8 protein-coding genes are annotated in these 12,598 nt (G+C 61.5%); 5 read left to right on the forward strand and 3 right to left on the reverse strand.

Translation table 11 applies throughout. From position 1 onward, the window contains the following. Positions 1-17 precede the first annotated feature (17 nt). Positions 18-1,802 (forward strand): sulfoacetaldehyde acetyltransferase, encoded by a 1,785-nt coding sequence (gene xsc, locus CRO46_RS09400; RefSeq protein ID WP_097107213.1) that lies wholly within the window; start codon positions 18-20, stop codon positions 1,800-1,802. Positions 1,803-1,859: 57 nt separating this feature from the next. Here the strand turns inward: xsc and pdxR are convergent, their stop codons facing one another. Both pdxR and CRO46_RS09410 read right to left on the reverse strand, forming a co-directional pair. Next, positions 1,860-3,323, reverse strand: a complete 1,464-nt coding sequence (pdxR, locus tag CRO46_RS09405; protein ID WP_097107214.1) for a MocR-like pyridoxine biosynthesis transcription factor PdxR — start codon at positions 3,321-3,323, stop codon at positions 1,860-1,862. A gap of 115 nt (positions 3,324-3,438) precedes the next feature. Beyond that, entirely contained in the window at positions 3,439-4,821 is a 1,383-nt protein-coding gene (locus tag CRO46_RS09410; RefSeq protein WP_097107216.1) for an aminotransferase family protein, read from the reverse strand. A gap of 345 nt (positions 4,822-5,166) precedes the next feature. On the opposite strand from CRO46_RS09410, the gene CRO46_RS09420 reads away from it, so the two are divergent. The 3 genes from CRO46_RS09420 to CRO46_RS09430 all read left to right on the forward strand — a co-directional run bounded on the left by CRO46_RS09420 (position 5,167) and on the right by CRO46_RS09430 (position 8,317). Further along, complete coding sequence (locus CRO46_RS09420) at positions 5,167-6,159, forward strand: taurine ABC transporter substrate-binding protein (protein ID WP_097107219.1); 993 nt, start codon at positions 5,167-5,169, stop codon at positions 6,157-6,159. Positions 6,160-6,245: 86 nt separating this feature from the next. Next, positions 6,246-7,052, forward strand: a complete 807-nt coding sequence (locus CRO46_RS09425; protein ID WP_097107220.1) for a taurine ABC transporter ATP-binding protein — start codon at positions 6,246-6,248, stop codon at positions 7,050-7,052. Then, a complete protein-coding gene (locus CRO46_RS09430) occupies positions 7,049-8,317 on the forward strand; it encodes an ABC transporter permease (protein ID WP_097107221.1) in 1,269 nt (422 codons plus the stop codon). The genes CRO46_RS09425 and CRO46_RS09430 overlap by 4 nt, the downstream gene beginning before the upstream one ends. An 88-nt stretch (positions 8,318-8,405) precedes the next feature. Here CRO46_RS09430 and gyrB read toward each other — a convergent pair whose 3' ends face one another. Beyond that, the gene (gene gyrB / locus CRO46_RS09435) at positions 8,406-10,838 is read right to left on the reverse strand and encodes a DNA topoisomerase (ATP-hydrolyzing) subunit B (RefSeq protein WP_097107695.1); all 2,433 of its coding nucleotides are present in this window, start codon (positions 10,836-10,838) and stop codon (positions 8,406-8,408) included. Between the two features lie 256 nt (positions 10,839-11,094). Here gyrB and CRO46_RS09440 point away from each other — a divergent pair, with 256 nt between their 5' ends. After that, on the forward strand, positions 11,095-12,489 hold the full coding sequence (locus CRO46_RS09440; RefSeq protein ID WP_097107223.1) for a cytochrome P450: 1,395 nt from the start codon (positions 11,095-11,097) through the stop codon (positions 12,487-12,489). Positions 12,490-12,598: the final 109 nt, after the last annotated feature.

Here is a 12,598-nt window from a genome sequence, read left to right on the forward strand (position 1 = left end):
CAAGGAGGACTTTGCCCATGCCCAGGATGACCACCGAGGAAGCTTTCGTCAAAGTGCTTCAGATGCATGGCATCGAGCACGCGTTCGGCATTATCGGGTCGGCCATGATGCCGGTGTCGGATCTCTTTCCGAAAGCCGGGATCACATTTTGGGACTGCGCCCACGAAACCAATGCCGGCCTCATGTGCGATGGCTATATCCGCACCACCGGAAAGATGGCGATGGCGATTGCCCAGAACGGCCCCGGCGTCACCGGTTTCGTTACCCCGGTCAAGACCGCCTACTGGAACCACACGCCGATGCTGCTGATCACGCCGCAGGCGGCCAACAAGACCATCGGCCAGGGCGGTTTTCAGGAGATGGAACAGATGCGGCTGTTTGCCGATTGCGTCTGCTACCAGGAGGAAGTCCGAGACCCGTCGCGTATCCCCGAAGTGCTCAACCGGGTGATCATGAAGGCCTGGCGCGGATCGGCGCCTGCGCAGATGAACATCCCGCGCGACATGTGGACCCAGGTGATCGACGTCGAATTGCCGCAAATGGTCCGCTTCGAACGCCCTGCCGGGGGCGAGCAGGCGATTGCTGACGCCGCAGCCCTGCTGTCGAACGCAAAATTTCCGGTCATTCTCTCCGGCGCCGGTGTGGTTCTCTCCGGTGCCATTCCGGATCTCGTCAAGCTGGCTGAACGGCTCGACGCGCCGGTCTGCTCGAATTATCAGCACAATGACAGTTTCCCCGGCTCGCACCCCCTTGCTGTCGGACCGCTCGGCTACAACGGTTCCAAGGCCGCCATGGAGCTGATTGCCAAGGCCGATGTCGTTCTGGCGCTCGGAACACGCCTCAACCCGTTCTCGACATTGCCCGGCTACGGCATCGATTACTGGCCCCGGAATGCCGAGATTATCCAGGTCGACATCAATGCCGACCGTATCGGCCTGACCAAGAAGGTCACCGTCGGCATCGAGGGTGACGCAACCAAGGTTGCGCGCGCCATCCTTGCCCAGCTTGCGGACGATGCCGGTGACGCGGGCCGTGAAGATCGCCGCAATCTCGTCTCGCTGACCAAGTCCCGCTGGGCCCAGGAGCTGTCCTCGCTCGATCACGAGGATGATGATCCAGGTACGGTCTGGAACGAGGAATCACGCAAGCGCGACGCCGATCTGATGTCGCCGCGCCAGGCCTGGCGAGCCATCCAGTCGGCCCTCCCGAAGGATGCCATCATCTCGTCCGACATCGGCAACAACTGCGCCATCGGCAATGCCTATCCGACCTTTGAACAGGGCCGCAAATATCTCGCACCCGGCCTGTTCGGCCCTTGTGGTTACGGCTTTCCGTCGATTCTCGGCGCCAAGATTGGCCAGCCGGACGTGCCGGTGGTCGGTTTCGCTGGCGATGGCGCCTTCGGCATTTCCATGAACGAGATGACCGCCTGCGGCCGCGAAAACTGGCCGGCCATCACCATGGTGATCTTCCGCAACTACCAGTGGGGTGCGGAAAAGCGCAACACGACGTTGTGGTACGACAACAATTTCGTCGGCACCGAGCTAGACCGCGACACCTCCTATGCCGCGATAGCCGAGGCCTGCGGCGCCACCGGCGTGGTTGTGCAGGACCAGCAGGGCCTGACCGAGGCCCTAGCAAAGGCCGTCGAGCGGCAGATGCAGGATGGGGAAACCACCTTCATCGAGGTGCTCTTGAACCAGGAACTGGGCGAACCCTTCCGCCGCGACGCCATGAAGAAGCCCGTCGTTGTCGCCGGCATCAGCCGTGACGACATGCGCCCGCAGCAGGGCGCTGTCTGACGGGACGCGTTTCCTCCCGATTGCGGGGGCTGTGCGTGAGCATGGCCCTTGCGGCTGTCAGAATTCGGCGATCGTGTTGGCGATGATGTCGATACCGGCCGAGATCTTGGCGCTTTCGATCGAGGAATAGGCAATCCGGTAATAATGCGCGCCGTCCTCGGGGTTCTCGAAGAAGAAATGGCCCGGTTCGAGCAGTACGCCCCTTTGCCTTACGGCGAGTGCCAGATCGCGCGCATCAATGGTGTCGGGGGTCTTCATCCAGAAGCTCGAGCCGCCGGAAACATCCGAACCGGCCACATTCAATCCACGCCGGTCGATCGCTTCCTGCATCACCTCGCGCCGCCGCCGGTAGGTCTGGCCCATGCGTGCCACAAGCGCGTCGAAATGGCCCAGCGACAGAAAGTTTGCCACCGTGCGCTGCAGGTGGCCGGGCGGGTGCCGGACCACCACCATGCGCAGCGCGCGGGCTTCGCGGATGAAGGTTTCCGAGCCCACCATGTAGCCGAGCCGCAGGCCCGGAAACAGGGATTTAGAAAACGAGCCGACATAGATCACCCGGCCTTCCTCATCCAGCGACTTGAGCGCCGGCGCCGGCGGATTGAGGAATGACATCTCGAACTCGTAATCATCCTCGACGATGATGAAATCATCGCGTGACGCTTTCTCCAGCAGCTGCTGACGCCGCTCAAGCGGCATCGTCACGCTGGTCGGGCAATGATGGCTGGGCGTGGTGAACACCACATCGGTCTCCGCAGGCAAGGCATCGAGACGCAGGCCGGCGTGATCGACCGGCACGTTGACGACATTGCACCGGGCCTGGTTGAGCGCCACCCGCAGGCCCGGATAGCCCGGATTTTCCATTACCGCCGTACGGCGCTGGTTGAGCAACACCTGGGCTGCCAGCCACAGCGCATTCTGCCCCCCCATTGTAATCAGGATCTGCTCCGGCTTGGCCTGGATGCCGCGCCGCGGCAGTGAATTGAGCGCAATGTATTTGACCAGCTCCGGGTCGTCGCGCTCATAGCTGTCGGCGGTCACCGTCGGGAATTCCCGTTTGCCCAGCGCCTGCAGTGCACATTGCCGCCAGTTGCTGTGATCGAAGATCTTCTCGTCCGCCTGGCCGTAGATGAAGGGGTAGGGATAGCTGCGCCAGTCCACCGGCTTCTCAACCAGAACCTGGCCGGAATAGCGCTGCCCGATGGCCCGGTTCCAGTCGACCGACTCCGTTACCTCGCCGCGCAGCGGCTCGAACCGGGTCCGTTGCGGCGCCGTCGGCGAAACGTAATAGCCCGAGCGGCCCTTGGCGATCAGATAATCGTCGGAAACCAGTTCGCTGTAGGCCAAGGTCACGGTGATCCGGCTGATCCCGAGATGGGTCGCCAGCTTGCGGCTTGATGGCAATTTTGCACCCGGGATGAAGCGGCCGGAGAGCACGCCCTCGCTGATCATCCTCTGGATCTTCTGTTGCAGAGTGCCCTCGAATTTAGGGTCGAGAAAAAACGTGTCTATCGGAATCGACATTCCATCGCCCAGCCGGTTTTTGCCAGCATATCGAAATGCTTAGACAAGCGGAAGAGCCACTCGGCCGATTGTCCCGTCCGGTACTTCCGTCACCTCTGCTGCGCATTTGGCCGCGCTATCCGAAGACCCGTCCGAGGGCCTGGTCAACACTGTCGGTGATCCGGTCGATATCATCGGCGGTAGCGATCAGCGCCGGGCTAAAACACAATGTGTTGTTGAAGCCTGGAAGTGACCGGTTGGTGGCGCCGATGATGACCCCCTGCGCCATGCAGTCGGCGACAACCGCCTGCACCCGCTTCTCGTCCACGGGTTCCCTGGTCTTGCGGTCACTGACAAGCTCGGCGCCAATGAACAGTCCCTTGCCGCGGACGTCGCCGATCACGCCGTGTCTCTCCTGCAGCACCCTGAGATTGCCCATCATGCGCTCGCCCATTGCCTGGGTGTTTTCGATCAGGTTCTCGTCCTCGACGATGCGCATGTTCTCGAGCGCTGCCGCGGGACCGGCGGCGCAGCCGCCAAAAGTGGAGATGTCGCGAAAATAGGACATCGGGTCGGACGGATCGTCTTTGAACTGCTCGAATACGGCTTCGGTGGTCACCGTGCAGGAAATCGCCGCGTAGCCCGAGGCCACGCCCTTCGCCATGGTGACGAAATCGGGCTTGATTCCGTAATGCTGGTAGCCGAACCAGGCGCCGGTGCGCCCGACACCGCAGACCACTTCGTCGATATGTAAAAGAATATCGTACTTCTTGCAAATCTCCTGAACCCGCTCCCAGTAGCCTGGAGGCGGGGTAATCACGCCGCCGCCGGCGGTAATCGGCTCCAGGCAAAGCCCGCCGACGGTGTCGGGGCCCTCGCGCAGCATCACCTCCTCGATCGCATTTGCTGCGGCAAGGCCGTAGCTCTCCGCGTCCGGGTACTGGCTGCGATATTCAAGGCAATGCGGCACCATGACAAAGCCCGGCGCCATCGGCCCGTATTGCTCGACGCGCTGCGGCTGACCGCCGGCCGACAGGGTGGCAAGCGTGGTGCCGTGGTAATCGCGCTCCCGGTAAAGGATCTTGTACTTGCGGCCTCCATGGTGCCGGTGTGAGATTTGCCGGATCATCTTGAAGGCCTTCTCGTTGGCCTCTGATCCCGAATTCGAGTAATAGACCCGGCTCATTCCCGGCATCTTCTCGATCAGCTTCCTGGCGAACAGCGCGCCCGGAATCGATCCGGCGCTGTTGGCAAAGTAGTTCATCTTGACCAGCTGGTCGCGCACCGCGTCGGCGATGCTTTCGCGCCCATAGCCAACATTCACCGTCCAGACGCCGCCGGATACCGCGTCGAGATGTTCCTTGCCGGTCGCATCCCACACCCGCATGCCCCGGCCCTCGACCATGATCCGTGGATCGATGGTTTCAAACGGCTTGTGCTGGATCAGGTGATGCCAGACATGGGCGCGATCGGCTTCGACGACTGCCTGGATGTCATTGGTCTGAATGGGCAGATTCATGCGCGGTCCCTCCCGGCAAAGAATAGGATGGCCGGTTCTCCGGCATCAAAACCATCGCCGAAGTGTACGGCAATGGAATAGGGCCAGTGGCTCTTCAGGCATATGGCCAGAAAAAAGCAGAACAAAACCAATGACCTGAGGTGGAGCAGGGAAACTGGTACAATGTTGTCGGGCAAATTGGCGCTATGGCTTTGCATGCCGACTTGATCGACTTGGCAATATAGGCGCAAGATAGATCTTAAAAGAACGCCAAAAACGGGAACAGGGCCGGACATCTCGAGTTTGCCCGGCAATGTATTGCAATCGAACGACCGGCATCATGCTGGTCTGGACAGGGAGCATCACATGAAAGCTGCATCAAGAATTTCCGCATTGCTGGCCGGTATTGCCATGGTTGCCACCGTATCCGTGGCCAAGGCCGACGAAATCACGGTCGGTTACTTCCTCGAATGGCCGATGCCGTTCCAGTATGCCAAGGTCAAGGGGCTTTATGACGAGGCGCTGGGCATGAAGGTCAACTGGAAATCGTTTGACGCCGGGACCGCGATGTCGGCGGCGATGGCATCCGGCGATGTCCAGATTTCGGTCAGCCAGGGGGTTCCTCCTTTCGTGGTGGCCACTTCGGCAGGGCAGGACCTGCAGGTTGCCGATATCGCCGTGGTCTACAACGACAACGACAACTGCGTAGTCAAGGCCGCGCTCGAAATCGACAAGGACAGTGCCAAGGAACTCGAAGGCAAGAAGGCCGGCGTTCCGATTGGCACCGCCGCGCACTACGGCTTCCTCAAGCAGATGGAGCACTTCGGTGTCGACGTCTCCACCATGGAAGTGGTCGACATGGCTCCGCCAGACGGTGCGGCAGCCTTTGCCCAGGGCAGTCTCGACATGGTCTGCGGTTGGGGCGGCTCGCTTCGCCGCATGATGGAGCACGGCAACGTGTTGCTGACCGGTGAGGAGAAGGATGCCATCGGCATTTCCGTCTATGACGTCACCTCGGTGCCGGCGTCCTTTGCCGCCGAGCAGTCCGACGTGCTTGCAAAGTTCCTCAAGGTCACTGCCGACATGAACGCCAAGTGGTTGACGGACTCGGAGGAAATGCTGCCGGTGATCGCCAATGATGCGGGCATGAGCGAGGAAGATGCGGCCGACACCCTCAAGGGCTTCCAGTTCCCGACGGTCGAGGCGCAGCTCTCGGACAAATGGCTCGGCAAGGCCACGCCCGAGTTCCTCAAGGGCGTAGGCGACTTCTTCAAGGAGCAGGGTAACATTCCGGCCTCGCGCGACACCTACGACGGTGCGGTCAACACCGGCCCGCTCGCGGCTGCAGCGAAAATGTAGGCAAGCACCAGATAAACCGGCGGACGGATGGACGCATGTCCGGCCGCCGGGCCACGGCACACTTTGTTTCCATGATTGGAGTAGCCATGGGTAACCTGGTCATTGACGACCTTTCCATGCGCTTTGATCTGCCCAATGGCGGATCGGTGCAGGCACTGGAAAACGTTTCGCTGGAATTGGCAAAAGGCGAGCTTCTGGCAGTTCTTGGCCCTTCGGGCTGCGGCAAGACCACCCTTCTCAACATCGTTGCAGGATTTCTCGCTCCGACCGGCGGTCAGGTTACGCTCAATGGCAACCAGGTCACCGGGCCAGGCGCCGAACGCGGCATGGTCTTCCAGCAAGGTGCGCTGTTCGAATGGATGAGCGTGCGCCGCAATATTTCCTTCGGCCCGGACATGGCGGGCAAGCCACAATCCGAGACCACGCCTGTGGTCGAAAACCTTCTTCGTACGGTCGGCTTGCAGGATTTCGGCGACAAGATGATCTACGAACTCTCCGGCGGCATGCAGCAGCGCGTAGCCCTTGCACGCTGCCTCGCCAATGATCCCGATGTCATCCTGATGGACGAGCCGCTGGGCGCACTCGACGCGCTGACCCGCGAGAAGATGCAGGGTCTGGTGCTCAAGCTGTGGAAGGAAACCGGCAAGACCATCATCTTGATCACTCACTCGGTCGAGGAAGCGCTGCTGCTTGGTGAGCGGCTGCTGGTGATGGCCCCGCGTCCCGGCCGTATCCACAAGGAGTATCGCCTGCCCTTCGCCGAAATGGGCGTCGGGCGTGACCTGCGCCTGGTCAAGAAGGAGCCGGAATTCGCCGAACGCCGGGAAGAAATTCTCTCCATGATCTGGGATATGGAAGAGGAAATCATGGGCCGGCAGGAGGAATCTGCATGATTGTCTTTCTCCTCTATGCGGCAATTTTCGCATTGGCCTATGTCGCCTACCGGGCCTGGCAGCGCTCACGCCGCCATATTCACGATTTCGACAGCCTGAAAACCGTGACATTCGGCGATGAAAGCGCCGTCTCGCCCAACCGATTTGCCTCGGTAGTCTCAATCATCGCCCTGTTTGGGATCTGGGGCGCCTTCACCGGATCGGTGATCACGCCGCTGCACGTGCCCGGACCCTTTGTCGGCGATACAAGCTTCACCTACACCGCACGCAATGCCGCTGGCGAAACCGACCAGGCGGTCGCACATTTGCGCGTCTACCGTGTCGGTGAAGATGTGGATCTGCCGGAAGTCCCGGTCGAGCCAAATGGTTTCGCCGACGACGACGCCATCAAGATCGGCGCCTGGAGGTCCGCGCTCGCCCGTCCCAATGAAAACGACGTCGGCGGCAAGGAGGACGGTTACAGCCTTGTCGCCATCGACGGGCAACCCATCGCCCCGGGTGAAACTGTCCGCTTTTCGGATGGCGAGATCACCATGACCAACAAGGGCAGCCTGTCGATCAAGCCTGACAAGGGCTGGCAGATGGAGCCGATCTGGTTGCCCGCGCCGGAAGCCGTTCTCGGCCGCCTCGGGGAAATTGCCAGCGAGGGATACAAGAACTTCTCGCTGTGGGAGCATCTCGGTTCATCGCTTGGGCGAGTGCTGGTCGGTTTCGTCATCGGCAGCATCGTCGGCATCCCGCTCGGCTATGCCATGGGCCTCTCCGACTGGTTCCGCGGCTGGTTTGACCCGATCGTCGAGTTCATGCGTCCGGTGCCGCCGCTGGCGCTGATCCCGCTTATCATCATCTGGTTCGGCATCGGCGAGGAAGGCAAGGTCATCCTGCTGTTCCTCGCGGCCTTGTGGATCATGACAATTGCGGCCCGGGCCGGGGTATCGGGCGTGCGCATCTCCAAGGTGCACGCAGCCTATTCGCTCGGCGCGTCGAAATGGCAGATCCTGAGGCATGTCATCGTGCCCAATTCGCTGCCGGAGATTTTCACCGGCGCGCGCGTGGCCATGGGAGTCTGCTGGGGCACGGTGGTTGCCGCCGAACTGGTGGCGGCTGATCGCGGCGCCGGCATGATGATCGTCAACGCCTCGAAATTCCAGCTTACCGACATCGTCATCCTCGGCATCATCCTGATCGGCATCATTGGTTACGGCATCGATATCCTGATGCGCATGGCCGAGAGATGGCTCGTGCCCTGGAAGGGCCGCGGCTGAACGGTCAAATACCAATCCGGCAAAACAAAAAACGCCGCTGCTCCGGTCTCGGGCAGCGGCGTTTTCCTGGTGTTGGACCGGCGTCCGGTCAGATGTCGAGATTGGCCACCGACAGAGCGTTGTCCTGGATGAACTCGCGCCGCGGCTCGACTTCGTCGCCCATCAGCCTCGAGAACAGGCTGTCGGCGTCGACCGCGTCGCTGACCCGGACCTGCAGCAACGAGCGGATGTTCGGATCAAGCGTGGTTTCCCACAATTGTTCGGCATTCATCTCGCCAAGGCCCTTGTAGCGCTGCAGCGTCAGACCCTTGCGACCAACGGCAAATACCGCCTGCAACAAAGCGCGCGGCCCCGAAACCTGGGTCCCGCCTTCCTTGCGCCGTATCACCGGCGGTTCGGTGTAGACATCGCGCAGCTTGGCGTTCATCTGGTCGATCATCCGGGCGTCCTGGCTGCCGACAAGGCCTGAATCGAGAGTTGCCGATTCCTTGACGCCACGGACCACGCGCTCGAACCTGTAGCCGTTGTCGATGGTGACCCCTGTCCAGCCCCGCTCCGACTCCTCGGAGATCATGTCGAGGCGCCGGGCAACTTCCGCGGCCATGGCTTCCGAAGAGGCCGGATCGGCAACGCGCTCCAGGTTGAAGGCGCCGGCGATTGCCGCCTGCTCGACAACCGAATGGTCGTAGCGCGAATGTAGGCCTTCAAGCAGTGCCCGCATTCTCAGCGCATCGGTGATGGTGTCCCTGAGATCGGCCCCGGTACGGACTTCACCGGTGGAAAGTTCCAGCGAGGCTTCATCCAGTCCCGTTGTGATCAGATAGTCCTCCATCGCCTTCTCGTCCTTGAGATACTGGCTCGATTTGCCGCGCGACACTTTGTAGAGCGGCGGCTGGGCGATGTAGAGATGTCCGCGTTCGATCAGTTCCGGCATCTGCCGGAAGAAGAAGGTCAAGAGCAGGGTGCGAATATGCGCGCCGTCGACATCAGCATCGGTCATGATGATGATCTTGTGGTAGCGCAGTTTCTCGGGGTTGAACTCGTCTTTGCCGATGCCGGTTCCAAGTGCTGTGATCAGCGTGCCGATTTCCTGGCTCGACAGCATCTTGTCAAACCGGGCCCGCTCGACATTGAGGATCTTGCCTCGCAGCGGCAGGATGGCCTGGTTCTCGCGCGAGCGGCCCTGCTTGGCCGATCCGCCCGCGGAATCGCCCTCCACCAGAAACAGTTCCGACTTGGCCGGATCCTTTTCCGAGCAATCTGCCAGCTTGCCGGGCAGCGACGAGATGTCGAGGGCGCCCTTGCGGCGGGTCAGTTCACGCGCCTTGCGGGCCGCTTCACGCGCCGCCGCGGCCTCGATCACCTTGCCCACCAGAATCTTGGATTCCGCCGGATGTTCTTCCAGCCAGTCGCTGAGCGTCGTGTTGACCAGGTTCTCCACCACAGGCCGGACTTCCGAGGACACCAGCTTGTCCTTGGTCTGGGACGAGAATTTCGGGTCCGGCACCTTGACAGAAAGCACGGCGGTCAGACCTTCGCGGCAATCATCGCCGGTGAGCGAGACCTTTTCCTTCTTGGTCATGCCGGAGCTGTCGGCATAAGCCACCATCTGGCGGGTCAGCGCTGCCCGGAAACCGGCCATGTGGGTGCCACCGTCGCGCTGCGGAATGTTGTTGGTGAAGCAAAGCACGTTTTCGTGGTAGCTGTCGTTCCACCACATGGCGAGTTCGACGGTGATTCCGTCCTTCTCGCCCAGCAGGGTTACCGGATCGGTGACCAGTGGCTTCTTCGAGCGGTCGAGATAGCGCACGAAGGCTTCCAGACCGCCCTCATAGTAGAGTTCCAGCTCCTTGACGTCGGAATGACGCTTGTCGGCCAGAAGGATCCGCACGCCGGAATTGAGGAACGCCAGTTCTCGCAGACGATGCTCCAGCGTGCCGAAATCGAAATCGACCATCGTGAAGGTTTCGCTGCTGGGCATGAAGGTCACTTCGGTGCCAGTCTCGTCGCCGCAATCACCGAGCACTTCCAGCGGTGCGTCGGCAACGCCGTGGCTGAACCGGATCTGGTGGATCTTGCCCTTGCGCCGGATGACCAGTTTCAGCCAGACCGAAAGCGCGTTGACGACGGAGACACCCACACCGTGCAGACCGCCGGAAACCTTGTAGGAGTTCTGGTCGAACTTGCCGCCGGCATGCAGCTGCGTCATGATGACTTCGGCGGCCGATATGCCTTCACCGCTGTGGATATCCGTCGGAATGCCGCGGCCATTGTCGGTCACGGTCACCGACCCGTCCGGGTTCAGCGTCACGGTGACGCGGTCGGCATGACCAGCCAGTGCTTCGTCGATGGCGTTGTCCACCACCTCGTAGACCATGTGGTGCAGGCCGGAGCCGTCATCGGTGTCGCCGATATACATGCCCGGCCGCTTGCGCACGGCGTCCAGGCCCTTGAGAACCTTGATCGATTCGGCGCCATACTCGGCACCGGCGGTCGGGTTTGTCTCAGGCGTATCGTTCATGTAGCAGGTCTTTCGGTCCAGAGCGGCGATGCCGGGCGGAGTCATTGAAAACGCGGCGGCGAATCACCGCCTGGATGAATGTCCACTATAGGCGGGCGGCTTGTGAAAACCAAATCTGCCGCGCCATGGAATTGTGGGTTTTGGAATGCATATATGGGGATGAACATGCCGGACCGTCAGGATTGCGGGCCTGCTGCCGGAACGAGCCGGCAGGCAGGCTGCGATCCCTACCCTGCCGGACCGTGAAGGAAGCCGAATGACTCAGTCCCATGCCCCCTTTGTGCCACCAGCGCCGGTTCCCAGAACAACGCCGCCATCGCGCTTCGAGATCATTCGTACCGTCATGCGCAACCCGCTCGAACTGTGGGGCGAACCGTCGTTCCGGCTCGACTGGTTGAAGACCAGGTTCTTCAACGAGCGGACCCTTATCGTCAACCATCCGGGCCTCATCCGCCACATCCTGGTCGACAACGCGAAGAACTACGAAATGGCGGTGATCCGGCAGCTGGTCCTGCGCCCGATCCTGCGCGATGGATTGCTGACGGCGGAGGGCGAGTCCTGGAAACGTTCGCGCAAGGCAATGGCGCCGGTATTCACCCCGCGCCATGCCCGTGGCTTTGCCCGGCAGATGCTCGAGCAATCGCTCGCTTTCACCGGCCGTTACGAGCAGGCGGCCGACAATGCAGAAGTGCGCGACATCTCTGTCGACATGACCGAACTGACTTTCGACATCCTCTCCGCAACGCTGTTCTCGGGCCAGGTCGCCGGCAGCGAGGAAGAGTTTGCCGGCGATATCGAACGGTTGCTGTCGACCATGGGCCGGGTCGACCCACTGGATCTGCTCAAGGCGCCGTCCTGGCTTCCGCGTGTCCGCGGCATGCTTGGCAAGCCGATTCTCGCCAAGTTCCGCGGAATTGTCGAACAAACGATGGCCAACCGTCAGCAATTGATGCGCACCGACCCGGACAACGTGCCCGAGGATTTTCTCACACTGCTGATCCGGCTCCATGGTCCCGATGGCCTGACGCTGGGCGAGATCGAGGACAACATCATCACCTTCATCGGCGCGGGCCACGAGACCACCGCCCGGGCGCTGGGCTGGACGCTCTACTGTCTGGCCAATTCGCCATCCGACCGGCAGAAGGTGGAAGCCGAGATCGATGAGGTCCTGGTCCGCGAACCCGATCCGGTCAAATGGCTTGACGCCATGCCCTGGACCCGCGCCGCCTTCGAGGAAGCCATGCGGCTCTATCCGCCCGCTCCTTCGATAAACCGCGCCGCGATCACGGATGACGAGTGGCACAACGGCGAGGGTGAAACCGTCACCATCGAGGCCGGGACCACGGTGCTGGTGATGCCCTGGACGCTTCACCGGCACACAAAATTGTGGGATCGGCCCGCGGCCTTTATCCCGTCCCGCTTCCTGCCGGAGAATCGCCAAAGCATCGACCGTTATCAATACCTGCCTTTCGGCGCCGGACCACGCATCTGTATCGGCGCCACCTTCGCGCTGCAGGAAGCGGTGATCGCGCTCGGCGTGCTGCTCTCGCGCTACCGCTTCGATTGTACCAAAAAGACCAGGCCCTGGCCGATGCAGAAGCTGACCACCCAGCCCGGGGGAGGCTTGCCGATGCGCGTCAGCCGCCGCTGAGCCGAACGCAGACAAGCGTTCCCTGCCATGGTGTGGCTTCGGCAAGGCTCGAAGTGGTGGCGCCGATGCTGAAACCGGCCTATGTCAGATCTGAGCTCCCGCAGTCGTG

Origin of the sequence: Parahoeflea halophila (assembly GCF_900220985.1) — a bacterium.
Classification (GTDB): Bacteria; Pseudomonadota; Alphaproteobacteria; order Rhizobiales; family Rhizobiaceae; genus Hoeflea; species Hoeflea halophila.